Source organism: Actinomadura luteofluorescens, assembly GCF_013409365.1.
Taxonomy (GTDB): Bacteria; Actinomycetota; Actinomycetes; order Streptosporangiales; family Streptosporangiaceae; genus Spirillospora; species Spirillospora luteofluorescens.
Map to the genome: position 1 here is coordinate 3,394,636 of NZ_JACCBA010000001.1, position 24,289 is coordinate 3,418,924.

Consider the following 24,289-nt stretch of genomic DNA (forward strand, 5'->3'; position numbering starts at 1 on the left):
TGGGTTCCCCAAGGCGGCGCGGCCGGCGGTCCTCAGCCGAGTGCCAGGGCGAGCACGAGGACGAGGAGCAGAGAATCGAGCCTGTCGAGCAGGCCGCCGGCGCCCGCCAGCCACGAGGCGGAGTCCTTGGCCTCGACACCCCGCTTGACCATCGACTCCAGCAGGTCCCCCAGCGGGGCGCCGACCGCCACCGCGACGGCCCAGGCGGGTGTGAACGCACCGAGCACGGCCAGCGTCCCGAGGCCCGTGACGGTCCCGGCCAGCAGGCCGCTCCAGTGCTTGGACGGCGACAGCCGGGAAAGGGCCGGCCCGCCGAGCGACCGGCCGCCGACAGAGGCGGTGATGTCGGCGATCGACACCGCGGCGAACAACGCCAGGACCTGCGGGCCGAGCAGGACCACACCGGCCAGCGGCGCGAACCAGACCACTCCCAGCACACCGGAACACAGCCTGGAGAGCCCGCCGGCCGCGTCACCGGCCAGCACCGGCACCATGGCGACGGCCACGAGGGTCAGGGCGAGAACCTGGGGCAGATGATCGGGCGCCAACCAGGCCGTCACAGGCGCCACGGGCACGGCGGTGGCAAGCGCCGCACGGTCCAGCCGGGAAAGGCCGGCCAAACCGCCGTATTCGAGGGCGCAGGCCACCCCCGCCGAAGCGGCGAGGGCGGCCGCACCACCGGGGCCCACGTACAGGGCGGCGACCACGACGGGCACGCCCACCGCCCAGGCGCACCACCGGAGCATGTACTCCCGGCGCCTGGACAGCCCGACCGCGATGCCGCCGGCGAACAGCGCGCCGGCGAGGTAAGGGACCAGGTCCGCGACCCCGGTCACGCCTCACCGGGCGGGACGCGCAGGGCCTCGGCGACGGCGATCGCCACGCGGGCGTTCGCCGCGGCGTCCCGTACCGCGATGCGCACCGTCCTGCCCTCGAACGCCGGGGACATCGGCGTCAGGTCCCGCAGGAACACGCCCTGCCGCCGGCACCGGTCGACGAGCCGGGACGCCGTGGGCCCACCCCTGGGCAGCGTGAGCAGGACGAAGTTCGCCACCGACTCGCTGACGCGCAGGTTCTCGTCCGCCTCGGCGAGCGCGGCGGCCAGTTCGCCGCGCAGCACCGCGGTCTGGGCCCACCGGGCGGTGTAGTACGCCGGATCGCGCAGCGCGTTCACCGCGGCGATCTGGGCGGGAAGGCTCACCGCCCACGGCGGGGTCCAGCGGAGCACATCCTCCACGATCGGCGGAGGCGCGGTGAGATAGGCCGCCCGCAGACCCGACAGGGCATACATCTTGGACAGCGACGTACAGACGACGGCGTTGCCGGCCTCCGCCGCGTAGGGCTCCAGCGTCTCCCCGGCGCCGACGTAACCGGCATACGTCTCATCGATCCAGAACCTGGTCCCGTCCGGTGCGTTCTCCAGCACCTTCCGCAGCCGGGCCGTGTCGAGATGGACCCCGGTCGGGTTGTTGGGATTGACGATGACCACGAGGTCATAGCGTTTCCGCAGGGCGCGTTCGAGACGTTCCGGGTCGATCCGCCAGCCCTCCGAGCGGCGCACCGGGAACCGGTCCGCGCGGCAGCCGACCACCCGCTCCACGACATGCGCGTACTCGCCGTAGCAGGGGTCGACCAGGAGCACCCGGCTGGAGGCGTCCAGCCACCCGCGGAACGCGCGGAAGATCAGGTCGGAGGAGCCCGCGCCGACGGCGACGGCGTCCCCGGGCAGGCCGCGGCGCCGCGCGATCTCCTCGACGAGCCCGTCCGCCCGGACCGGCGGAGACGTGCGCGCGATCCAGTCCAGCCCGCGGGTCAGGGCGGCGACCGCGCCGGGAGCCGGCGGAAACCATGCGTCGAGCACGTCGGCGGGGACCACGTCGCGGTTCGCGTCGAGGGTGTCGAACCCCCGTCCGAGCGCCTCGATGGACGCGCCCCCGTGTGCGCAGGACTCGTCCCCGGGCAGGAAGGCGACCTCCAGCCGCCAGCGCACCGTCCGTTCCAGATCGCGCAGCAGCGGCCCGTGCCGCCGCAGGGTCCGCCCGGTCAGGTCGGCGACGTCGCCGGTCAGGAGCTGGAAGTCGACGGCCCCCGAGCGCACCGCCGTGCCGGTGGACGCGAGCCCCAGCTCCAGGTACATCGGCAGCAGCTCGACCCGGCCCAGCGCCACGATGCTCCGGCCTCCGTGCCCCTCCACCCAGCGCAGCGCCGCGTACATCAGCAGCCTGCCGATCATCTCGCCCCGCTGCCCCGGGTCGACGGCCAGGATCCGGATCTCGAACAGGCCGTCCTCTCTCAGCGCCGGACGCCCGTCCCTCCGCAGATGCCTGTCGATCGAGTAGCGGCCCGCCCACGGAGGCGTCACGCTGATGAACCCGGCCGGTTCGCCCCGGCGGACCGCCACGATGTAGACGTTGCTCCCGTCGAGATCATCGGTGAGCAGGCCGGCCGCGTTGGGGGCGTGCTGGCCGAGTTCCCGCGCGTAGACCTCGTGCCGGAGACGGCGGATCCACTCCTGGTCCGCCTCGGACGACATACGGAGTTCCAGCTCGTCGGCCACCGGCGCGACAGTCGAACCGGCGGCGGGTCCCGGAGATTGCTGGTCCATTTTCATTGACATCACCTCGGACGCCACTTTGCCGAGGTCATCGCGCCACCGCCTGAGTACCCGTACTCAGCCGCCCGGCCGCCACACACTCAACTCCACCACCGGGCTGCGTTCAGCGGGTTCGTGCTGGCGGCACGGTCTCGGCCACGGCACCCGAGGCCTCCAGGCGGACGACGGTGGGGCCGCGCTCGCATTCCCACGTGGTGACGTTGGCGAAAGTCGTCTCCCCGTGGCGCCAGAGTCCCCCGTCCTGGTGGATGTGACCGAACAGGTGCAGCCTGGGGCGGATCTGCCGCACGCGGGCCAGCAGGTCCGCACAACCGTGGCGTCCGGGATAGGCGTTCGCGTCACCGATTCCGAGCGGAGGCCCGTGCGTGACCAGGACGTCGACGCCGTCCGGAATCATGGCCCATTTCTCCGCGAGGGGACGGCCCCGAGGAAGATTGAACGCCCACTCGTTGAACTCCGGCTGCCAGGGACTGCCCCAAAACGTGACGCCGTGAATCTCCGTTCCGCTGTCCTCCAGATAGCGGATGCCACGGTCGGCCAGGACGGCGCGAGCTCGCCCGGGCTCGTTCTGGAACATCCAATCGTGGTTGCCCGCGACGACCACCTTCGTCCGATGCGGAAGGGCGTGCATCCAGTCGGCGGCGTCCTCCAGTTCTTCGAGGTCCCTGCCGTGCCGGCACAGGTCACCGGCATGCACGAAGACATCCCCCTCGGGGACGGCGAGCTCGCGATGAAAAGTGTGCGTATCGGCGACCGCGACAATCCGCATAAGGCAAGCGTACTTAGCAGGCCCGAGCATCCTGCGCCTGATGGAAGGAAATGACGCAAGGGCCCGGCGAAGTGCCGGGCCCCGCGTGTTCAGAAGGTGCCGGCCGGCGCCGGAACCCCAGGTCGTACGGGTGGCGGATGGATCACCCCCTGTCGAGGGTCACCTCCCCGCACCCTTCGCGGATGACCAGGGCGTCCTCGTCCCACCGGCCGGAGACCTCGACGTCCCCGCCCCTCGTACTGATCACGAGTTCGGTGGGACGGTCGGCCCGGACGCCGACCTTCCCGCCACGGGTGTACAGGTGGACCTTGCCGGCGGCCCTGCCCACGTCGATCGGGCCGGACGCGGAGTTGAGAGCGCCGAGCGTCAGTTCTTCGATCGTGATGCCCTTGCGGCCGTCCAGGAACACCCACTCCGCGGGACCCTCGACGTTGATCGTGCCTCTGCTGGTCGCGTCCAACTGGCGGACGCTGAGCGGCAGGCGGACGGTGACCGTCTGGATCCGTGACAGGCCGCGCCGATGACGGCCGTTCACTTTGTCGTCGTAGGTATCGGAGAACAGGATGGCCTGGCCGGGCACCTTCGTGAGGCCGCGTCCGCGGTAGTCGAGGACGACCTCGATTTCTTCGCGGTCCTCGATGACGATGACCACGTCAGCGGGTCCGCCGTGGATGACGACGGGCCTGCGTGTGTGCTTCATGGCGAGACGACGTTCCATGTCGAATCTCCCTAGGTGAGGCGTTTGAGTTGTTTGCTCGACGGTGTGCGAGCGCTGAACAGAACCGTCCTGGAAATAGGCCCGGCTGCCAGTCGCCCAACGAGGGACACCGCCGTCGTCGCCTCACGGAACGGCCCCGTCGTCCCGAGCGCGCACCGCCGATTCATCAGCAGGAGCGCCGACCGGGCATGGATTCGGCCAGCTAAAGTGCGCGCGTGGGATCAGTGATCGGGTTCGACTGGCAGGCAGTGGTCCACCGGGACTTCGACGTCGACCTGGACGAACCCGGCCGGCGCAGTGGTGCGGCACTGGACGCGCTGCTGGCCGACCTGAACGTGGAGGCCGAAGCCCCGTTCATCTTCGGCGAGTGGGCCGGCCGGCTGGGCGCCACCGCGAACGCGGAGCCGGCCGCGTTGCTGGAGCGGCTCGCCCATCCGGAGGCGCGGATCCGCCGGATCCTGGCCGTCGTCTTCGTCTACCTGGACCTGCCCGACGATGCGGTGCCCAGCCTCCGCGCCAGGAGCGCGAGCGAACCGGACGCGCCGACCAGGCTCGCGCTGCTCCTCGCCCTCGGCCGGTACCCCCTGACCCATGACTACCTGCGCCGCCACCTGGACAGCGAACCGTCCGACGCGCTGGGCGCCGCGCTCGGCCTGCTGCTGCACAGCCCTCAGACGGTGGACGACGCCGTCCTCGACGCGCTCGCCCTCTGTGACGGCGAGGCCGGATCGGCGCTTGCCGAACTGGCCTGGGGCGATCCCGAATGGACCGGCCTCCCGCCGCACGGTTCGGTCGAGGCCGTCGACGGCTGGTTTCACCCCACGCCCGACCTGCACTCGCGCTGGCTGAGCCGGATGCTGGCGCGGTTGAGGACCGGCCAGGTGGACGCGGCGGCCGCCCGAGTGCTGATCAACACCGCAGACCGCCTGTTCCAGCGGTTCCCCGAACACGCCCCCGCCGTCGCGTCCATGCTCCGGCACCCAGAGCCCGCCGTAAGGCGAGCGGCCGCGGCCACGAACTATCTGCCGTCCCATGACGCGTACGCCGATGCCCTGGCCGCCTGTCTGGACGACTCCGAAGTGTCGGAGAAAGCGCTCATCGCACTCACCCGGCGCGAGGACCTTCGATGCGTGCCCCCGCTCCAGCAGCTGATCAGCCACGGCGAGCTGGACCTCCAACTCCAGCACCGGTTCCGCGCGGCATCGGCGCTGGCCGAGCACCTCTGGCCGCAGGTCCGAGCACGGCTCGCCGGATCTCCCACTGCCGCCGACGCCGGGGCCCTGCTGTCGTGGACCAAGGAATGGCGCGGCGGAGAACAGGCCGTCCCCGAGGTCACCGCCGTCCTGGAAGGGATGATCCCGCGGCTCGACGTCCCCGTCCCCGACAGCGGCGACCTCGAGACCGCCGGCGCGTGCTGCATGTTCCTACGCAGATGGGGGCTGGCCGACGAACAGGCGCTGGCCGTCCTCCGGCGGGTCGCGTCGGGCCCGGACCCCGAGACGGGCCTCGCCGCCATCCGCGCACTGATGGGCCTCGGCGAACGATCCGACGCGGAGGTCGTCGACCTGCTGCTGAACGTCCTGGAGCGTCGCCGCCAGTTCGGCCGCCGGGCAGGACGCCGCGGCTGGCGCTTCGACACCAACGCCTGCGACTGGCTCGGCGAACTCGGCCCCCGGGCCCAGACGGCCGTCCCCGCCCTGCGCGCCCTACGCGACGACCCCGCCGAACCAGCCCGCGCGGCCGCGGCCTTCGCACTCTGGAAGACCACCCGCGACGCCGGCGAAGCGCTCCCCGTACTGATCGAGCAGATCCCCGACGATCCGGTGCGCACGCTGTACGACATCAGCCTGATGGGCGACGCGGCCCGCCCCGCCCTCCCCGTCCTCCGCGACTACGCCGCAGGCGAGGGAGACGTAGCGGAACGCGCCAGGCAGGCCCTGAGACGCATCGAACCCGAGGCGTGACCCGGGCGGAGTGCAAACGGTAGTGGCCCCCGGATGTCCGGGGGCCACTAGCTGGGGGCGACGGCCCCGCAGTCGGATCGACTACGGAGCCGGCGCTATCAGACGGATGCGCCCCCCAACGCTCGGATGAACGGAAGGACGCCCTGCGGCGGGCCGGGCACGAACAGGTCGACCCCGTCCCGCAGGTTGCGGACGCCCACCTTGAGCGTCGGCGTGCCGTCCTCGCGACGCCTCCGGTCGAGCTCGTCCATGATCACCCTGTCGGGCATATCGCCCGCGTTCATGATCACGGAGGGCTCGAACGGAACGCACTCGTCGAGGATCCGCTGGAGCGCGACCTTCTTGTCGAGTCCCGCGGGTGCGAGCTTGACGAAGCCGCGGTCCTGCAGCAGCGTCAGGTCCCCGGCGGCCTCGGCGATTTCTCCGAGTTCACCGAGCAGCTCCTCGACCACCCCCCGGTCGGTGTCGACCGGGTAGAGGAAGGCGAGCGAGTGGGACTTGGCGTAGATGCACTCGGTGTCCAGGCGCAGGGCCTTGACCACCTCGTGCAGCTTCGCGTGGGCCATGCTCAGCCCGGACGAAGGCGCCACCAGCTCGCGGCGGGTCTGCGTCCTCCAGTCCCAGTGCTCGCTGGCGAGCTGCCCCCAGACGTGACAGTTGGGGACGGCCAGGCCGATCTCGCTGACCTGGCTGTGCGCCCATCCCGTCAGGATCCCGTTGACGGCGTACCGCGCCCCCATACGGGGGAGCTCCCGACGGACGTCGGGGTCGAGCCGCGGGAGTCCCCCGGGAGGAGCGAGTTCCAGCGTCGCTCCGTTGAGGTCCCACAGCAGGACTGCACGCTCGGGGCACCCCATAAGAGCGTCCCAGCCTTTTCGCCCCTCATCCGTCTGGATGACGGAACGAACGTCTCCCCCCAGGTAGAGAGGAGCGTCGTCTCGACCGGACTTTTCACATGCCGAACTCATGGATTCACTCCATTTTTGTTTGCTGCGTGGCGCCCTACTTTTCTCCGCCACTGCTGAAAACCGTCCGCCACCCGAGACCGAACGCAAGACACCGCACCGGCCAGGGCCTGAAGGGCGGGAATCGCGCTTGAGGCCCCCGAAAACGACCGATCCTTTAACCGTGACCTGGTTCGGAGACTGGAAATGAAGCCCTGTTCGGCGCGCGAGTGGCGGCCCGCAACGCGAACAGGCGGCGCGACCACCAATTCGTGTCAGCCCGCGGCGTAGGGCAGCCCAAACAAGATCGCCGAGCATGCGGCCGCCCGCGCGCTCAAGGCACGCAGGCCAGCGTTTGCCGATGTCGCGAAAGGGTCAGGAGTCAAACAGACCGGATCCGGCCAGATTCACGCTCTCACTGCACCCACCAAAGCCCGGCGACTCGACCGGGCGCCCCGGAAGTCTCTGAGATCTTCGAGCACGGCTCGACTGTCGCTCGTTCCAGCAGAGCCCCAAGCCACCGGACGGAAGTCAGCGCCTGTCAGAGAACTGCCGACCTCCCTGCACCCACACGGCCGATCGCCGGTGCGCCCTGAGCTGCCCTCATGACGACCCCGGGCCCCAGTACATAACGCTCACCCCGATGAAGCCTGAGCATCGCCGCCCGAACAGCAGGAACCGTCAGCCGATGCGGCACCAACGGGACGCGGTCTGCTCCTCCGATGCATGCCGGAGGCGGTGTCGATGGTTGCGCCTGCACACGGATGGAGCCGCTCCAGAGCCCAGCTGCCCAGATGACGTTCTGCCCGGAACGCTCTAACCGGAACAGCGTTCTCCCCATCATCGATCCCGCTTTCGCTGGGCAATACCGAGGTCGACAACCCCATTGCCACCCACGAACCGATTCCATCCTCATCACTCCTGGTGATGGAACGCGAGGACGGCTTGCACGACGACAGATAGGCGTCTGGGTAAGCAGCGGGCCTTTTATGAGATGCGCCACCCCATGCGCATAGCGGCGCCTCGACCGCCCAGCGCACGACCCCAAGCCTGTTGCCGGTGATTGACACTTCGCGTTTCACCAGCTCGCAATGCTTTTCCGCGTCCAGGAAGTACCGACGCCACCGCCTGCTCCAACATCCCTGGGCGGCTCGACAGAGCAGTCGCCCGAGCCACCAGGCCGCCGATGATGCCGCGCTCGCCGACCGCAATCGGATCATGGGTGACTCCTGGACGACAGAGGAGACGCGCCAGCTCCGGTCGTCCACACGTGGGCAACGACCCACTAGCGGCCGCGTGCACCCTGATCCTGCTCATGAGCATGTGCAAAGGCGAGAGGTGTCCGGCCTGCGCCGCCAACTTCGAACCGGCGGAGTTCAGCACCGGCCAGCAACTACAACGCAGCACCCTCGTCGAGTTCTGGCCGCCGCACCCTCAGCCGCTCAAGTCCGGGGAGCCACGCAGCCGTCCAGCCAAACTCCTGCTGCCTGTCGGCGGTGCCTGCTGAGATGCGGGGGTGAGCGAATTCCCTCAACTGGTCACCCAGCTACTCAGAGCCGTGATCGCGTATACCTGGTTCTTCGAGACCTGCGACGAAACGGTGCTGGACGACGACACGGCGCTCAAGCAGCAGGAGTACGTCGCTCACCTCCTCGACCAACTCTCCGACGCGGACAAGCAGCGAGTTGTTGACGAGTTGGCCACCCTGGCAGCGAGCGAGACGGACCCGACCTACCGGGAGTTCGTCGAGACGTTCGCCTTCAGCATGGGCCTGACGGAGTCGGCGGACAGCTGAGACGGCGACGGAATCCCGCAGTGGGCAGTCGGGCCAGCGCCAGCGGACGCACCGCGATGCGCGACCCGAGCCCACCCCGCACGCTCAGGCCAGCCAAGCGCGCCCACGCCAGCAACAGAACGCCGCCCCCTTTGGCGATCTCAACTGGTAGACAGCAACTGGGCGGCCGCCAGCACCCGGTCGGCTACCACCTGGCCAGATGCCGCCCAGCCGTCCGCATCGACGGTTCCGTGCTGCATCTGATCGACGGGCAAACCCTGCCCTGGCGGGCCCCGCCCTACCCGCTCACTGCCATCGACATCACGCGCATCCGCGGGGCCCGGCCGGTCTGCCTCGGGCCTCACCTGCGGCCGAGCCGATCCGGGTGCAGCACCGCGTCAGCAGCAGCGGTCAAGTCGTCATCGCCGACCAGAAGATCCAGGCCGGAATCGGCCTTGCCGGAGCGACCGTGACCGTGACCATCGAAGGCACCGACGGCACCTTCCGCATCAGTCTCGCCGACCAGATCATCAGCGAGGTCGCCCAGACCACCACCAAACCGATCGCCCGGTTCAGGGGCGCGGCGTAGCGCGGCGGCGGGCCCGAGGGTCAGCTGATACGGCGGTAGCGGATGTGGGTGGCAAGCGGGGAGTGAAGCACCTCGACGGGCTCGAAGTCGAAGTCGACTCCGTCGAAGATCCGCTCGCCCGAACCGAGCAGAACGGGCGCGATGTCGAGAGTGAGCTCGTCGATCACCCCGGCTGCCAGCGCCTGCCGGACGGTCGAGGCGCCGCCGGCGATGTCCACGCCCTTGTCGCCTGCGGCCTGGCACGCCGCGGAGTAAGCCGCGTCGAAGCCGTCGGTGACGAAGTAGAACGTCGTTCCCCCGGCCATCGGGATCGGATCATGGCGGTGGTGGGTCAGTACGAACACCGGCGCGTGGTAAGGCGGTTCGGAGCCCCACCAGCCCGACCAGTCCTCATCCCAGTCCCCGCGGATGGGGCCGAACATGTTGCGGCCCATGACGTATGCGCCCCTCGGGCGCATCAGCCACCCGTTCGCGATCCTGTCCGCATCGTTGGCCCGAGGGTCGCCGATGTGCCAGCCGTGCAGCTCTCGTCCCCGGTTTCCCAGGGGGCTTTCTCGGCTCTGGTCAGGTCCGGCGACGAAGCCGTCCAGTGAGATCGACATATGGCAGGTGGTATCCGACATCATGAACTCCATCTAGTGATTGCGATTGTGAAACCGATCGTGTGGACGCCGGTCAGGTTCGACCGCCGCTTCACCCGGTCATCGTTGGCTACCAGCCGGGCTCGCCCCAGGCTGAGGTCCCACGCGTCGACCCCGAAGCAGGATCGTTCTCACTGCTGACTTTCCTCGCCCTCAAGCACCTTCCCGACCGTCAGCCCTCCGTTCCCTTCCGAAGAATCTCGGTGACGTAGCCGGCCAGGTTGCTCAGGGTCTGCTGGCCGCCCTCGACCGCGTGGTACTTCTCGGCCGCCTCGTCGCGCAGTTCCTTGGTCGGGAACACCGTGCGCATCTCGATCCGGGTCGCGGGGCCGTCGGGCTCGAACGTCAGGACCGACTCGAAGGCGTTCGGGTCGTTGCGGGACTCACCGTGCAGCAGCGCGATCCGCTCCGGCGGGGCGATCTCGGTCCAGGAGATCCACTCCTGGTAGTCCGTCCCGTCCGGTCCGTGCATCACGAACTCCCACTCACCGCCGACTCGGAATTCGAACGCTCGCGTGGTGGTGGTGAACCCTTCCGGTCCCCACCATTGCGACAGGTGCCGCACCTCGGTGAACGCCTCGAACACCAACTCCGGTCGGGCGTCGATGACGTGGGTGATGACGATTTCGCGGTCGGCCGTCGCGGACCGCGCCGACGCTCCCCGTCCCGTCGCGCTCATCGGCTACTCCTCTTCCTGCTTTGTCTGCTTCAGGTCCTGCACGTAAGCGTCCAGCCGGCCGAAGCTCTCGTTCCAGAACCGCTCGAACCCGCCGGCCCACTCATGGATCGGCCGCAGCCCCCGGGCGTCCAGGCCGTAGAGACGCTGCTTTCCCGCCTTGCGGTCACGCACCAGCCCGACCTCCCGCAGCACGCGCAGGTGCTTGGACGCCCCCGGCTGGGTCATCCCCAACTCCCGGGCCAACTCGGTCACCGACCGCTCCCCCTCCCGCAACAGCACCAGGATCTCCCGGCGCTGCGGCTCGGCGATCGCGTTGAACACGTCCGACGTCGTCGCTGCCCGTGCCATGACCTCATCATATGCCGATATCGGCATGCAACAACCCCGAAGATTCAGACGTGCCTCCTCAGATGACGATCGCCACCCTCGCCACCGACACCCCCAAGCCGGCCACCAAACCACCGGAAGCTCACGATCAAGTCGTCGACGACGCCCCCGGCAAGCGCTTCAAGGCCGACCGAGAGGTCGAACACCGCCACCCAAAGGACCGAGGCGGCTTCCACGGCACGCGGCGCCGTTTCGATCATCCAGGCAGGCAAGGCGATCGGCACGCCACCGAAGGCCAGCCCCAGCGCCGCCAGGACCCGCGGCCCCGGGTCGTAGCGCGCACCCGGAGTCGCGGGCACCACCCGCACGCAGCGCGCTTGGAGGTTCCGACGACCATCACCTCGACCGGGCGGCCAGCCCGCACGCCGCGGCCGTCAAGGACCCGCGGGGGCAGATCCGCAGCGAGGCCCGCAAGGACCCGGCCGCCTACGTCAGGATCCGCGAAGTCGAGCCCGCGCCGGCCGTGAACCAAGTCGATGTCGCCGCCACCGTGCACGCCGCGGGCGGTCGGCTCTTCGTGAAAGCGGCTCGGAAGGTCTCGCCGGACACCGACGCGCGTGGCTCGGTCGCTGCGCGATGAGGCCCGGATCGTCCCGCACGTTCCCGAGTTCGCTCCCCGGCTCCGCTGGTCACTCGGCGGTGAGCTGAATTTCGGCGAGGTGGAGGATGAGATCCTTAGGCCGGTATCCGCTCCGCGGTGGCCGACGGCTCAAACGCCAGTAATTCGACTGATACCGACGTAGCGGACCGGCCTCTAGCCTCATCAACATGGGAAAGGCCCTCAACCACGATCGAATCGCCACCGACGGCTCTTCGACGCGCCCACGTCAGGGGAGTGGCTGGAGCTTGGCGCCGCCGGCGGCCCCGCACAGGCGGTTCCGGCCGGCGCGCCAACGACGGCATCTCACTGTCCATGGCGTGGTGCTTACTCGCGAAGGCACCGATCGCATGACATCGACGAAGCACCTGGAGGTGCAGCGATGAACACATCCGCGTATCTGAAGGCAGTCGTCGAACAGACGAACACGCTCGCCGGCTGGGTGGACGGCCGGGACGCGATCGCCCCGGTGCCGACCTGTCCGAAATGGACACTGGCCGATCTCGTCGACCATGTCGGCTCGGTACAGCGCATGGTGACCATGCTGGTGGGCGAGCGGATGACCGAGCCGAGCAGGGCGTACGCCGGCTACGTACCGGGGCCGACCGATCCGACTCAGTGGCGCGCCTGGCTGACCGACGGCGCGGCCGAGGCGGAGCAGGCGTTCGCCTCGGTCTCCGATGACACGCCGGTGTGGGATCCGTCCGGCGCCGGCGCGGGTGTCCCGTTCTGGTCGCGTCGGCTGTTCGGCGAGGCCTGCGTACATCGCGCGGACGCGGCCGCCGCTCTCGGCACGCGGTACGAACTCGAACCGGAGCCCGCCGTCGCGGCCGTCGAGGACTGGCTGGACACGATGACTTCTCGCGGCTACTGGGAGAACAGGCCGGACTTCGCCGATGCGATGCGCGGCAGCGGCCAGACCCTGCACTTCCACGCCACCGACGCGTCCGGCGAGTGGCTGGCCCGCCGGGAGGCCGACAGGGTCGTCCTGGAGCACACCCACACCGAGGCGGACGTCGTAGTAAGCGGCCCGGCCAGCGAGCTACTGCTCGTGCTCAGCAGGCGTCGCCCACTCAGGAAGGCCCCGACGCTGAACGTCCAAGGAGATCGAGCACTGCTCGACCTTTGGATCGAGCACATGGACTGGGTCACCGACGGCTGATCCACGACCGCATCGGGCACGACGCTTACGGCGGGGCTGGCCCCGACGCCGCCGACCGTCACCTTCCGCGACACGGGCGCGCGTGCGACGACCGGACATGGGGCGGGCGTCCCCGTTCAGGAACCCGTCCGGATGTCGTGGGTCGGGCTGTCGCGCGGTTCGCGCCAAGACCGGCGGGACGGTACGAGACAGACCCGAAATCGTTGCCCAATCGCCGCTGGATGACCGGCCGAGCACGCCTCGACGTGGGCTGATCTGCGACACCCACGCAGATCAGGGAGTACCGCCGGGGGCCAGCCGTGAGCGCGGCGCCTCCCACCGAGGCGGACCCGACAAAGGCGCTCGCCGGGGCGCGGATGAGGCGACGAAGGTGACGGCGGTGAGCCGAGCGCCCTGCGCACCGCCGGCGGTGCGCAGGGATGCCACTCGGTCGGATGGCGACCGTGGGAAGGCTCAGCCTCAGGTCGAGCCGCCCTGGGGCATGCTCGGTGCGGCGGCCTCGGGGGAAATACCGGCGACCTGGAACTTGCGACGATCGCGACCGCCTACGACCCCGGCAAGGCCTTTACACCCCTCTCATGGCGGCCGCTTGACGACTTAACCAAACGTCAACAATCCACCACACGCGAAGAACGCCCCGCTCCCGCACCGCCGAAGCGGCCGGGAGAGCGGGGCGCTCGTGCCCTCCGCGAGGACGGGTCGCCGCTGGCCGCCGGGCTGGGTGAGTCGGGAGTGGATCTGGGTGCACCGGGGTGCGGGTGTGCCGGTGATCCGGCTGCACGAGGCGCGGCACACGGCGGCGACGCTCGCGCTGGAAGCCGGCCTGGCGGTGTAGGTCGTCAGCGACAAACTCGGGCACTCCAAACCAGGATCACCGAGGACCTCCATACCCATGCCCGCCTGGCGTCCAGACGGGGCTGCAGAACAGCTCCTGACGGTGCCGCCCGAGTCGGCCGCGAAGAGGGCAGGGAAAGCAAGATCGTGACGAGGCGGACAGGTTTTGGACAGGTAGGCGCCGAAACGAAACTCGAAAGGCCCCCATTCCAAGATCGGAACAGGGGCCTGACCTGCACGAGCCGGCGAGGGGACTGAACCCCTAACCTTCTGTTTACAAGGGAGATCGGCGACGTCCACGCGCATCCAGATCTGTCCGCTGACCTGCTAGGTAATCCTCTTCTGGACTCCTCGGTTCCACCCATGTCCAATGTCATCCAGGGCCGTTGTTAGCACCCGCGTTAGCAAGCCGCACGCGGCGACCGGCGTGTGTCCGCTTCGCCAAGCCCGCAACGACTCCCTCGAAAGTTCTGACGGAGCATCCGGTCACCCCACGCCTGTCTCGCCGGAGGCTAGCCGCCCACCCCGCAGCGGCGTGAGCCTCAACGATGATCACCATTCCAGGCCAGTTGACCACTGGAACCCAGCCCACAGAGTCAGTGCGGAGAGACTCACCAGCGCGACCTCCTCGTCCCGAACTATCGGCTGCGCCGGTCTGCCTATGCAGGCCGCGCCGGGTGGTAATCCGGTTGTCCGGTCGGCCGGTAGACGTGCACGCCGACGCCTTTTGCGTCGGTGTGGGAGCTGATGACCTCGAGTGCGGCGTCGGGTCCATCGTCTGGAAACAGCCGCATGCCCTGTCCGAGAAGGATGGGAACCACCAGCAGCGTCAGTTCGTCGACAAGGCCGGCGGCCAGTAGCGAGCGGATCAGGGTCGCGCTCCCGTGCACCTGGATCTCGCCCGATGACGATTTCTTCAGTTCCCTGATCGCCGCGGTCGCGTCCCCGGACAGCAGCGTGACGGGTCCCCACGACGCCTGCTGGAGACTGTTCGATGCGACGTACTTGTCCGCCCCGTTGAGTGCGACCCCGATGGGGTGCGCCTGCATCTCCGGCCGGGTGCCCCAGGTCTCGGCGAACATCTCGTAGGTGCGCCGCCCAAACAGGAACGCGTCCGCCCGCTGATAGGTCTTGGTGATCATCTCGCCGGTGTCATCGGCGAATGCCCCGAGCGCCCAGCCGTCCCGTGTGAACCCGCTCGCCAACTCCTCTGGGGTCGCGTGACCGTTGCCCTGCATCACACCGTCCACGGTGATCTGTGTCATCGTCGTCAGCTTCATGGCGCCCATCGTGGGCGCACCGGCCGTGCTGTGGCAACCATGCGTGCCGAATGGGCACAGCGCGCGCCACTGGCCGACAGGTCTTCTCCGGACGGCATGGAGAGAGTTAGGTTCGGGCTGAGCAAGCCGTGGAAGCCAGTGCAGTGTCGTTCCTCCTGGCTGCGGAAGCTCATGACCGGGCGGCCTCCCTCTTCGAGAGCCAAGCCGCACGTGGTCAGGGCGATGTCGTTCTACACCGGACCCAAGCAGAGCGGCATCGCTATGCAGCCGAGGACGATCGACGAGCTGGAGCGGCTGCCAGCCGGTCAGTCGACCCTTGACCGATGGTGGCTTGCTCTCGTCCCTTGGGTGCCTGCGAGATTGCTGGGGGCGGCCGTGACCGGGCTGCGAGACGGGACCGGACGGCACAGGCCGCATGCCCGGCTCGCAGAGCCGGGCACGGCCGCCCCGGCGCCCGCTTGCGGGCGCCCTTGAAGACGTAGAGAAAGTCCTCATCCGGCGGGCGGGACCTCTGTGTCCTTCCTCGGTTGATGCTTGACACTCCGGCATCGGTTGATGCTTGACGCCCTGTCGGCTGGCTTGGCTTTCGCGTGATCGTTGGATCGGTCGCGGGGAGGTCGGGTTGGCGCTGGTGGAGCTGAGCGTCGTGGAGCAGCGGTATCGCGCTGTGCTGGAAGTAGAGGCAGGATGCCCGGTGACCGAGGTCGCCGAGCGGTACGGAGTGTCGCGGCAGAGTGTGCACGCCTGGTTGGGCCGGTATCGGTCCGGTGGGCTGGCGGCGTTGGCGGACCGGTCGCACCGGCCGGCGAGTTGCCCGCATCGCACGGCGGCCGAGGTGGAGGCGCTGGTGTGTGAACTGCGCAGGGCCCATCCGCGGTGGGGGCCGGCCCGGCTGGCGCATGAGCTGGCCCGCCGGGGCGTGGATCCGGTGCCCTCAACGGCGACGTTGTCGCGGATCCTCGCCCGCAACGGCCTGGTCGTCCCCCGTGGGCGGCGCCGTCCTCGCTCGTCGTATCAGCGGTGGGAACGCGACGCACCCATGCAGCTGTGGCAGATCGACATCATGGGCGGGGTCATGCTCACCGACGGCCGCGAGGTCAAGCTGGTCAGCGGCATCGACGACCACTCCCGGTTCATCGTCATCGCCCGCCTGGTGTCGCGGGCCTCGGCCCGCGCGGTCTGCGCCGCGTTCGCCGCCGCCCTGGCCGAGCACGGGGCGCCCGAGGAGGTGCTGACCGACAACGGCAAGCAGTTCACCGGCCGGTTCACCCGCCCCCGCCCGGTCGAGGTGCTGTTCGAACGGATCTGCCGCGACAACGGCATCACCGCCCGACACACCAAGATCCGCTCACCCACCACCACCGGCAAGGTCGAACGCTGGCACCGCACCGTCCGCGAGGAGTTCCTGGCCGTCCACGCCCCGTTCCCCAGCCTGCACCACGCCCAGCACGCCCTGGACGCATGGGTCGCCGACTACAACACTGCCCGCCCCCACCAGGCCCTGGACATGGCCACCCCCGCCGCCCGCTTCACCACCCGGCCCGGCACCGGGCAGAACATGTCGGCGTCGTTGCCGTTGCGGCTGCCCGCCGACCTGGCGCCGGTGCCCACCACCCCCGGCCCGCCCACCGCAGGTCCGCCCACGGCCCCCGCCCTGTCGGCAGCGGTCCCGGCAGCGGTGGAGTTCGACCGCACCGTCCCGGCCAGCGGGAACATGACCGCCGCCGGACGACAGATCTGGCTCGGCCCCACCCTGGCCGGTCGGCAGGTGACGGTCTGGGTCAGCACCACCACCCTGCACGTCTTCCACCACGGCAAGCTCATCAAAACCCACCCGGTCACCCTCACCAGCGACGACCTCCGCCGACTCCACGCCCGCGGCGCACGCCCCGGCCGCCCGTCGCCGGCCACCGCGCTGCCCGCCGGTGACCTGCCCGCCGATGCCGTGGTCGAGGCCGACCGCACCGTCAACACCGCCGGACTGGTCTCCCTGGCCGGAAAACAGATCAGCGTCGGCCTCCCCCTCGCAGGCCGACGCCTCACCCTGCGCATCGGCCCCCACCTGATCCACGTCCTGGACGACGGCGCACTGGCCTGCACCCGGCCCAGCCCCCTGACCGGCGACCAACGCGCCCGCCTGCAAGGCGCCCGCGCCGCCGACCCCGCCCCCCTCGCCGAAACCGGCCCCGCCGCAGTTCAGCGGGTCGTCTCCAGCCAGGGCACGCTGATGGTCGCCGGCTGCAAACTCCACCTCGGACAAACCCACCGCGGCAAAGTCGTCACCGTGATCTGCGAAGACACCCAGTTCCGCATCCTGCACGCAGGCCAGGAACTGGCCATCCACCCCCGCACCCTGATCAAGGAGGTCAACCGCCGCCGAGCAAGCGGCCACATCACCTACGAAACCTAGGACCGGCGTCAACCATCACCCGAACACAAAACGTCAACCATCAACCGAGCTTGCACACGGGGGCGGGACCTCTGGTGATCTTGGTTTCCGGACATGCTTCGGCCCCCGGGTTGCCTGGTCAGGGGCCTTGCGGCGGCAACACAGGGGCCGTGTGCGGATCTAGATCAGGTTGGTATGGCCGACGTCGAAGCCTGTGGCGGTGAGGGCCTGGTGGACCTCTGCGAGGCTGCGGCGGCCGATGTTGCGGACTTCGGTCAGTTGGTCGGTTCGGATCATGTGGAGTAGGGCGCCGATGGTCCGCGGTGGGGTGTCGGCGTACTTGAGGGCGTTGATGACTCTGACGGACAGGTGAAGGCAGGACAGGGGGGCAGCTCCCCGTGTGCCGGGCGCGGCCAGCGTGGGTGGCGTCTGGGGAAGCCGTGCGAGCGGCTGTGATGAGGAGGGTGACCAGGTCGCCGACTGTGTGGACGCCGAGACAGGTTGTCGGGCATCGCGTGGCGATGCCTGGGTGGTGCGGGGAGTGGTCGGGGGTGTTCACCTCTGACGCCATGGCCACGCCTTCGTAAGGGTGATCTGCTCGCGCAGCTGGTGGACGTCGGGGGCCGACAGTAGGCGGTCCCCGGTCGGTAGCGAGATCATCGCCCACCACTCCCCTGTCGCTTCGCCGTACCAGGCTTGGACTCCGGGGAACATCTCCGCGAGGACTCGGGCTGCCCGCCTGGTCTCAGCGTTGCCGCTCATGGTGACGGGCCTTCCGGGGGCTCGACTGGTGAAGCCGGCCCCACAGGATGCGCTCGACCTCGGTGACCGCCTGGTCCAGGTCGGCGCAGGGGATGGGTTGGGGGTTGCTGCGGGTGAGGTAGACCCATCGGCCGAAGTGGGTGGCGCTGAGTTCCTCCGTGGCTGGCGCGTGCTTGGTGGGGCCGACGCGCAGGGTTGCCGGGGAGACGTGGAAGCGTCGTCTTGTGCGCCATCCCTGGGCGGCGAGTGCTTCGGCGAGGCGGTCTAGGTGCCACATGGCCTTGCGGTCCTGGCGGTCTCTGGTGCCGAACCAGCGGACGAAGCGGCGGGCTCGGCGTCCCCATAGCCGCAGGGTCATGGCGGACTCGTCGATCATGCGTCGCTCTCCTTGGTGAGGGCGAGGACGCGTCCGATGCGGTCGGCGGCCAGTTCGGTCTCCCACAGCGGGCACAGAGGTTCAAGCTCCGGCTCGGATCCGCGGGTCGGACCGGACCAGACCCAGTGCCACCACAGCTCGCGGTCGGGGTTGTGGGGGTGGCACCTGACCTCTTGGCGCAGGCCGGGGCTCAGCGCCTGGCCCAGGGCGTTGTCGGGTGCCGGCTCCCCTGCGAGGTTCACGGCCATCACCGCGGCGTGTCCCCATGGCTTGGCTGTTAAGCCGCGCTGATCCAGGGCGGCTATCAAGGCGAGTGCTGCGTCTCGCCATTCGCGTGGGTTGCCGCCCGGTGGACGTGGATGGGTGTCTGTCGCGTCCGGCGTCGGGGCGTCTGGGGGAACGGGCATAAGGGTTCCTTCGGACGGTCTTCTGCGAGGTTGATCGGCCAGCTCATCGCGGTGATCTTGCTGGTCAGAGCCCACCAACTTGGATTGGTATTCAAAGTACGGGTACAGTACTTCAAGTACAAGCCACTTCGCGTACTTGCGCCGCACAATAAGTACTGATCTCGTAGAGGCGACGAAGGAGGGTGCCGATGTTCGGCTTGATGGTCCGGTTCACCTGCAAGGACGAAGAGAGCGCCGGTAAGTTCGACCAGCTGGTCTCCGAGACGATCGGCAAGATCGAAACGGAAGAGCCGGGCACGCTGATCTACGCGGTGCACAAGGTCGACGGGCAGCCGCTGCAGAGGATCTTCTATGAGCTGTACCGGGACCGGGCGGCCTTCGACGCGCACGAGGAGCAGGACCACGTCCGGCGCTTTCTCGGTGCCCGTGATGACCTGCTCGCCTCGGTGGAGGTCGACTGGTTGGGCCTCCAGGTAGGCAAGGGAACGACAGGGTGAGCACTGAGTATCAACGGGCGCTCGGACGGCGGATCGCACAGGAGCGGAAGCGGCGCGGGCTTTCTCAGCCTGAACTGGCGCGGCTGATCGATCGGTCCGTTGCCTGGGTCTCCCAGGTGGAGCGCGGCGTGCGCAAGGTCGACCGCATGTCGGTCTTGGAGAAGGTCGCCGAGGTGCTGGAGCTTCCGCTCTCGGAGTTGGCGGCCGAGGCTCCGGTTGTCGCCGCGTCGAGCGAGGAGATGCCGGGGTCGGCCGAGCTACGGCTGGTGCTGTCGGGCGCTCACTCGCTTCGGGCGATGCTGCACTCGGCTCCAGTCCCGCCGACGGCGGAGATCAAGCCGCGGGTGGACCGGGCTTGGGAACTGGCGCATGAGAGCCACTATGTAGAGCTGGCTGACTTGCTCCGGGGCTTGGTGCCAGCGCTGGAAACCGCGGTGCGATCGGCGCCGGAGGAGCGGCGGGCAGAACTGTTCAACCTGCTGGCGGCGACCTATCAAGCCTGCTCGGCGGCCCTGTCCAAGCTCAACGAACCGGAAGCCTCGTGGATTGCCGCTGACCGCGCCATCGTCGCGGCCGAGCGTGCGGGTGATCCGCTGATGATGGCCGCCGGCGCCTTCCGGCTCGGGTTCGTCTTCCTGGGAGCGCGGCACTTCGACCAGGCCGAGGAGAACGCCCGGACGGCTACTGACGCGCTGTGGTTCCTTGTCGACCAGGGCAAGCCGGAAGCCATGTCCCTGTGGGGTGGGCTGACGTTGCAGCGGGCTATGGCTGCGGCTCGGCTCAATCAGGCGGACGTAGCGTATGAGCATTTGGCGCGGGCTCGTGAGGTCGCTGAACGGCTCGGGAGCGGTCGCAACGACTACAACACCGAGTTCGGCCCGGCGAACGTCGTCCTGCATGAGGTCACCGTGGCGGTAGAGCTGGGCGACGCCGGCCACGCTCTTCGGGCCGGGAGCGAAGTCGATACCTCGACGCTGTCCCGTGAGCGTGGGGCAAGGCTGCAAGTCGACCTCGCGCGTGCGCACGCCCAGCGGCGGCAGGTCGATGGTGCTGTTGCGGCCCTGCTGGAGGCGGAGTCGATCACGCCGGAGCAGGTACGGAACCATCGGGCCGTGCGTCAGGTCGTGTCCGATCTGCTGACTATGCAGGATCCGCCCTCGTCCGACCTGCGAGAACTCGCGGAGAGGGTGGGCGCGTAGAAAAAGTACGTCTTCTAGTACTCCAAGTACTAGAAGAACCTCTGAGTACCGGGTAGCGTTCGTGTTGACGCTGAAGCACTCCTGATGGAGGTGAAGGCCCAACACGAACGCTCTTCGTGTTTCAGGGGCGGGAAGGCCGCTCTTGGACGGCGAAACAGGCCACTAATGAAAGTGGCCTGAGCGGGAGACCCGCCCAGGCCGGATGCGGTTAGCACCCTAGTTGGCGCTTCGATGCTACCTCGTTCGTCCTGACGGCGTGTGCTCCCTTCGGTCCGTAACGCCTGCTCAGCAGGCGGACGAGAGGTGTACTCAGCATGCGCAACATTCCTGTCGACGTCTCCGCCCTCATCTTCGTGTGCGTCTCCGCGCCGCGTCCCAAGGTGCTCAACCAGGAGACGGGCGAGGTCAAGGTCGACCGCGACGGACACACGGTGATCACGGTCGGCCTGTCGGCCGCCGACGCGATGGGGCGGGTGGATCTGCTCCAGGTGGCGGTAACTGGAGCCTCGATCCACATCAAGGGGTCGGTGGGGTTCGTCGCCGGCGAGCGCATCGAGGGGACGACCAAGAGCGGCCGGTCCCGGGTCGTGAGCCTCGACCCCGGCACGGTCGACGTCCTCAAGGCCCATCGGAAGCGCCAGCTCGCCGACAAGCTCAAGGCCGGTGAGTTCTGGAAGGGCGCAGAGGACGGCCACGTGTTCGCCACGGGATGGGGTGAGCCGGTGCACCCGGACACGGTCTCGTCCCTTATGGCCACGCTGATCAAAGAGCACAACGCAGCGGACGGCGTAACGCCTCTCCCCCACGCGAGGCTTCACGACCTCCGCCACGTCCACGCGACGACTCTGCTCCTGGCGGGCGTTCCCGTTCACGTCGTCGCGGCCCGGCTCGGGCACGCTGACCCCGCCATCACGCTTCGGGTCTACGCGCACGTCGTCAACGAGCAGCTCGCCGAAGCGGCCACGATCTTCGCCGAGAGGATCGACGGCGCGGCGTAGTCGGCTGTTAGCAAACCCGTTAGCAAAAGCCCCCTTCCAACAGCCGGAAGGGGGCTTTGAGCTGGGAGCCGGCGAGGGGACTTGAACCCCTAACCTTCTGTTTACAAGACAGATGCTCTGCCAATTGAGCTACGCCGGCGGGCTCGTCCCGCATCGTAGTCGACTTGGGGGCTCGGGGGGATACGGGGAGTTCTTCTGGGGTGGGTGTCGATCTGGTGGGGGCCCGTTCGTCTGGGGGTGGGGTGCGCACGGGTGGGCATCGCGGGGAAGGAGAGGGGCAGGGGTTCGTGGAGGAGGAGAGATGAAGTCCTACGTGCTCAACATCATCCAGCCGGTGGGGGAGGTGCCGCCGCCGGAGGTGTTGGAGCCGATCATGGCGCGGCTCGCCGAGGTCCGGCGGGATCTGGAGCGGCAGGAGTGCTGGGTGTTCGGGCGGGGGCTGGAGCAGCCGGAGGCGAGCACCGTGGTGTCCATGCGGGGGGACGAGGTGATCGCGACGGACGGGCCGTGGACGGAGGGCAAGGAGCACATCGGCGGCCTCGCCGTCATCAGGGTGGCGGACCTGGACGCGGCGCTCAAGGTGGCGGCCAGGTTCACGCAGGTGACCGGGTTGCCGATCGAGGTGCGGCCGTTCCAGGGCGAGGGGTGATCGAGCGGGTCTTCCGGGAGGAGCACGGGCGCGCGGTGGCCGTGCTGGTCCGGGTGTTCGGCGATGTGGACGTCGCCGAGGAGGCGGTGCAGGAGGCGTTCGCGGAGGCGGTGCGCCGGTGGCCGGACGAGGGGACGCCGGCCAGTCCGGCGGGCTGGATCATCACGACGGCGCGGAACAAGGCGATCGACCGGCTGCGGCGGGAGGCCGCGCGGGCCGGGAAGTACGCGCAGGCCGTGCTGGTCAACGCGGCGGAGCCGGTCGAGGCGTCCGTCGTGGAGGACGATCGGCTGCGGCTCATCTTCACGTGCTGCCATCCGGCGCTGCGGATGGAGGCGCGGGTCGCCCTGACGCTGCGGCTGCTCGGAGGGCTGTCGACCGCGGAGATCGCGCGGGCCTTCCTGGTGCCGGAGAAGACGATGGCGCAGCGGCTGGTGCGGGCGAAGGCGAAGATCCGGGACGCCGGGATTCCGTACCGGGTGCCCGAGAAGGAGGAGCTGCCCGGACGCCTCGCCGGTGTGCTGGCGGTCGTCTACCTGGTGTTCAACCAGGGGTACGGGGGGCGCGAGGAGTCGGGGGCCGAGGCGATCCGGCTGGGGCGGGTGCTGCGGGAGCTGATGCCGGACGAGCCCGAGGTGCTGGGGTTGCTGGCGCTGATGCTGCTCGTCGAGTCCCGCAAGGACGCCCGGCGGCGGGACGGGGAGCTGGTACTGCTGGCCGAGCAGGATCGCGGGCTCTGGGATCGGGAGCTCGTGGAGGAGGGGCAGGCGCTCGTCCGGCGGTGCCTCCGGATCGGACGGCCGGGGCCGTACCAGATCCAGGCGGCCGTCAACGCGGTGCACGGTGATGCGGCGAACGCCGAGGACACTCGGTGGGATCAGGTTCTCCAGCTGTACGACCAGTTGATGGTCGTGGCGCCGAGTCCTGTGGTGGCGCTCAATCGGGCTGTGGCGGTCGGTGAGGTTCAGGGGGCCGGGGCCGCACTGGAGCTGGTCGAGCGGCTCAAGCTGGGCCGGTACTACCTGTTCCACGCGGTGCGTGCTGATCTGCTGCGGCGGCTGGGGCGGGACGCGGAGGCGGCCGGGGCCTACGGCGAGGCGATGAGGCGTACGGAGGACGAGGCCGAGCTCGCGTTCCTCAGGAGGCGGCGGGCTTCGGTCTCCGGTTGAGGGTCTGGCCGGCGACGAGGGCGCCCAGGGCGATGGTGAAGCCGGCGACCTGCCACGGGGTGAGGGTCTGGCCGAGGATCGCGAGGCCCGCGAGGGTGGCGACCATCGGGTTGGTGAGGCCGAGGAGCGAGACGGACGTCGGGGGCAGGCGGTCGATGCCGCGGAACCACAGGGCGTAGGCGATCGCGGTGCCGACGATGCCGAGGTAGGTGAAGCCCAGGAGGTTCTCGCCGGTCAGGGAGGACGGGGCGCCTTCGAGCACCAGGGTGAGCGGCAGGAGGACGATGCCGCCGACGGTGAGCTGCCAGCCGGTCATGACCAGGGGCGATTCGGGGCGTCCCCACTTCTTCGCCAGGACGATCGCGGTGGCCATGAGGGACGTCGCGGTGAGCATGGCGGCGATGCCGAGGGGGTCGAGCCGGGCGTCGGCGCCGAGGGTCAGCAGCGCGACGCCGCCGGTGCCGGCGAGGGCCGAGTACAGGACGGCGCGGGCCGGGCGGATCCGCAGGACGCCGATCGACAGCAGCGCCACGACCAGGGGCTGGACGGAGCCGATCGTCGCGGCGACGCCGCCGGGGAGGCGGTAGGCGGCGAAGAAGATCAGCGGGAAGAAGGCGCCGAAGTTCAGCAGGCCGAGGACGATCGACTTCCACCACCAGTCGCCGCGCGGGAGGCGGCGGGTGGCGGCGAGCAGCACCAGCCCGGCGGGCAGGGCCCGCATCGTGGCGGCGAGCAGGGGGCGGCCGTCGGGCAGGAGGGTGGTGGTGACCACGTAGGTGGTGCCCCAGCTCGCGGGGGCGAGGGCGGCGAGGACGAGGTCGGAGGCGTAGCGGGTGCGCAGGGCCGGTGCCGGGAGGGCTGTCGTCTGGTTCACCTCAACGTCAATTATC

The 24,289-nt window shown here is 69.3% G+C and carries 24 protein-coding genes and 1 tRNA gene; 10 read left to right on the forward strand and 15 right to left on the reverse strand.

Going from position 1 to position 24,289, the window contains the following annotated elements; all coding sequences use genetic code 11:
- Positions 1-32: 32 nt before the first annotated feature.
- From BJY14_RS15610 to BJY14_RS15625, 4 genes are all read right to left on the reverse strand, one after another.
- Positions 33-836: a phosphatidate cytidylyltransferase gene (locus BJY14_RS15610; RefSeq protein ID WP_179844272.1), complete on the reverse strand. Its 804-nt coding sequence runs from the start codon at positions 834-836 to the stop codon at positions 33-35.
- Positions 833-2,557, reverse strand: coding sequence for an aminotransferase class I/II-fold pyridoxal phosphate-dependent enzyme (locus tag BJY14_RS15615; protein ID WP_179844273.1), 1,725 nt, complete (start codon positions 2,555-2,557; stop codon positions 833-835). Before BJY14_RS15615 ends, BJY14_RS15610 begins: the two co-directional genes overlap by 4 nt.
- A gap of 160 nt (positions 2,558-2,717) precedes the next feature.
- The gene (locus tag BJY14_RS15620) at positions 2,718-3,383 is read right to left on the reverse strand and encodes a metallophosphatase domain-containing protein (protein WP_179844274.1); all 666 of its coding nucleotides are present in this window, start codon (positions 3,381-3,383) and stop codon (positions 2,718-2,720) included.
- Between the two features lie 142 nt (positions 3,384-3,525).
- A complete protein-coding gene (locus BJY14_RS15625; protein WP_179844275.1) occupies positions 3,526-4,101 on the reverse strand; it encodes a hypothetical protein in 576 nt (191 codons plus the stop codon).
- 215 nt (positions 4,102-4,316) lie between these two features.
- Between BJY14_RS15625 and BJY14_RS15630 the strand changes: the two genes are divergently transcribed.
- Positions 4,317-6,065, forward strand: a complete 1,749-nt coding sequence (locus BJY14_RS15630) for a hypothetical protein (RefSeq protein WP_179844276.1) — start codon at positions 4,317-4,319, stop codon at positions 6,063-6,065.
- 98 nt (positions 6,066-6,163) lie between these two features.
- On the opposite strand, the gene BJY14_RS15635 is transcribed toward BJY14_RS15630, so the two are convergent.
- A complete protein-coding gene (locus BJY14_RS15635; RefSeq protein WP_179844277.1) occupies positions 6,164-6,922 on the reverse strand; it encodes a hypothetical protein in 759 nt (252 codons plus the stop codon).
- Positions 6,923-8,525: 1,603 nt separating this feature from the next.
- Here BJY14_RS15635 and BJY14_RS15640 point away from each other — a divergent pair.
- Together BJY14_RS15640 and BJY14_RS15645 are read left to right on the forward strand one after the other, a co-directional pair.
- Complete coding sequence (locus BJY14_RS15640) at positions 8,526-8,804, forward strand: hypothetical protein (RefSeq protein WP_179844278.1); 279 nt, start codon at positions 8,526-8,528, stop codon at positions 8,802-8,804.
- Positions 8,805-9,168: 364 nt separating this feature from the next.
- Positions 9,169-9,372, forward strand: a complete 204-nt coding sequence (locus BJY14_RS15645) for a hypothetical protein (RefSeq protein ID WP_179841654.1) — start codon at positions 9,169-9,171, stop codon at positions 9,370-9,372.
- Between the two features lie 20 nt (positions 9,373-9,392).
- Here BJY14_RS15645 and BJY14_RS15650 read toward each other — a convergent pair whose 3' ends face one another.
- The 4 genes from BJY14_RS15650 to BJY14_RS15665 form a co-directional block, all read right to left on the reverse strand.
- Positions 9,393-10,007: a dihydrofolate reductase family protein gene (locus BJY14_RS15650; RefSeq protein ID WP_246395928.1), complete on the reverse strand. Its 615-nt coding sequence runs from the start codon at positions 10,005-10,007 to the stop codon at positions 9,393-9,395.
- A gap of 178 nt (positions 10,008-10,185) precedes the next feature.
- On the reverse strand, positions 10,186-10,692 hold the full coding sequence (locus tag BJY14_RS15655; protein ID WP_179844279.1) for an SRPBCC family protein: 507 nt from the start codon (positions 10,690-10,692) through the stop codon (positions 10,186-10,188).
- Between the two features lie 3 nt (positions 10,693-10,695).
- On the reverse strand, positions 10,696-11,040 hold the full coding sequence (locus BJY14_RS15660) for an ArsR/SmtB family transcription factor (RefSeq protein WP_179844280.1): 345 nt from the start codon (positions 11,038-11,040) through the stop codon (positions 10,696-10,698).
- Positions 11,041-11,084: 44 nt separating this feature from the next.
- Positions 11,085-11,387, reverse strand: a complete 303-nt coding sequence (locus BJY14_RS15665) for a hypothetical protein (RefSeq protein ID WP_179844281.1) — start codon at positions 11,385-11,387, stop codon at positions 11,085-11,087.
- A 672-nt stretch (positions 11,388-12,059) separates the two neighbouring features.
- On the opposite strand from BJY14_RS15665, the gene BJY14_RS15670 reads away from it, so the two are divergent.
- Positions 12,060-12,839 (forward strand): maleylpyruvate isomerase family mycothiol-dependent enzyme, encoded by a 780-nt coding sequence (locus tag BJY14_RS15670; RefSeq protein ID WP_179844282.1) that lies wholly within the window; start codon positions 12,060-12,062, stop codon positions 12,837-12,839.
- A 1,493-nt stretch (positions 12,840-14,332) separates the two neighbouring features.
- On the opposite strand, the gene BJY14_RS15675 is transcribed toward BJY14_RS15670, so the two are convergent.
- Complete coding sequence (locus tag BJY14_RS15675; RefSeq protein WP_179844283.1) at positions 14,333-14,953, reverse strand: dihydrofolate reductase family protein; 621 nt, start codon at positions 14,951-14,953, stop codon at positions 14,333-14,335.
- Positions 14,954-15,590: 637 nt separating this feature from the next.
- On the opposite strand from BJY14_RS15675, the gene BJY14_RS15680 reads away from it, so the two are divergent.
- On the forward strand, positions 15,591-17,363 hold the full coding sequence (locus tag BJY14_RS15680; RefSeq protein ID WP_376770044.1) for an IS481 family transposase: 1,773 nt from the start codon (positions 15,591-15,593) through the stop codon (positions 17,361-17,363).
- Between the two features lie 159 nt (positions 17,364-17,522).
- On the opposite strand, the gene BJY14_RS15685 is transcribed toward BJY14_RS15680, so the two are convergent.
- The 3 genes from BJY14_RS15685 to BJY14_RS15695 all read right to left on the reverse strand — a co-directional run bounded on the left by BJY14_RS15685 (position 17,523) and on the right by BJY14_RS15695 (position 18,722).
- Positions 17,523-17,759 (reverse strand): DNA-directed RNA polymerase subunit alpha C-terminal domain-containing protein, encoded by a 237-nt coding sequence (locus BJY14_RS15685; RefSeq protein ID WP_179849418.1) that lies wholly within the window; start codon positions 17,757-17,759, stop codon positions 17,523-17,525.
- 328 nt (positions 17,760-18,087) lie between these two features.
- A complete protein-coding gene (locus BJY14_RS15690; RefSeq protein ID WP_179844285.1) occupies positions 18,088-18,480 on the reverse strand; it encodes a hypothetical protein in 393 nt (130 codons plus the stop codon).
- The gene (locus BJY14_RS15695) at positions 18,477-18,722 is read right to left on the reverse strand and encodes a hypothetical protein (RefSeq protein WP_179844286.1); all 246 of its coding nucleotides are present in this window, start codon (positions 18,720-18,722) and stop codon (positions 18,477-18,479) included. Before BJY14_RS15695 ends, BJY14_RS15690 begins: the two co-directional genes overlap by 4 nt.
- Before the next feature lie 353 nt (positions 18,723-19,075).
- On the opposite strand from BJY14_RS15695, the gene BJY14_RS15700 reads away from it, so the two are divergent.
- The 3 genes from BJY14_RS15700 (at position 19,076) to BJY14_RS44435 (ending at position 21,581) form a co-directional block, all read left to right on the forward strand.
- Positions 19,076-19,384: a putative quinol monooxygenase gene (locus BJY14_RS15700; protein WP_179844287.1), complete on the forward strand. Its 309-nt coding sequence runs from the start codon at positions 19,076-19,078 to the stop codon at positions 19,382-19,384.
- On the forward strand, positions 19,381-20,583 hold the full coding sequence (locus tag BJY14_RS15705; RefSeq protein ID WP_179844288.1) for a helix-turn-helix domain-containing protein: 1,203 nt from the start codon (positions 19,381-19,383) through the stop codon (positions 20,581-20,583). Before BJY14_RS15700 ends, BJY14_RS15705 begins: the two co-directional genes overlap by 4 nt.
- A 314-nt stretch (positions 20,584-20,897) precedes the next feature.
- Positions 20,898-21,581: a tyrosine-type recombinase/integrase gene (locus tag BJY14_RS44435; protein ID WP_246395931.1), complete on the forward strand. Its 684-nt coding sequence runs from the start codon at positions 20,898-20,900 to the stop codon at positions 21,579-21,581.
- Positions 21,582-21,647: 66 nt separating this feature from the next.
- Here the strand turns inward: BJY14_RS44435 and BJY14_RS15715 are convergent.
- A tRNA-Thr gene (locus BJY14_RS15715) sits at positions 21,648-21,720 on the reverse strand.
- A 162-nt stretch (positions 21,721-21,882) separates the two neighbouring features.
- Between BJY14_RS15715 and BJY14_RS45220 the strand changes: the two genes are divergently transcribed.
- Positions 21,883-22,230: a YciI family protein gene (locus BJY14_RS45220; protein WP_179844289.1), complete on the forward strand. Its 348-nt coding sequence runs from the start codon at positions 21,883-21,885 to the stop codon at positions 22,228-22,230.
- Positions 22,227-23,399, forward strand: coding sequence for an RNA polymerase sigma factor (locus tag BJY14_RS15725; protein WP_179844290.1), 1,173 nt, complete (start codon positions 22,227-22,229; stop codon positions 23,397-23,399). Before BJY14_RS45220 ends, BJY14_RS15725 begins: the two co-directional genes overlap by 4 nt.
- Here BJY14_RS15725 and BJY14_RS15730 read toward each other — a convergent pair.
- On the reverse strand, positions 23,368-24,273 hold the full coding sequence (locus tag BJY14_RS15730; protein WP_312879248.1) for an EamA family transporter: 906 nt from the start codon (positions 24,271-24,273) through the stop codon (positions 23,368-23,370). The two genes, BJY14_RS15725 and BJY14_RS15730, sit on opposite strands and share 32 nt — an antisense overlap.
- Positions 24,274-24,289: the final 16 nt, after the last annotated feature.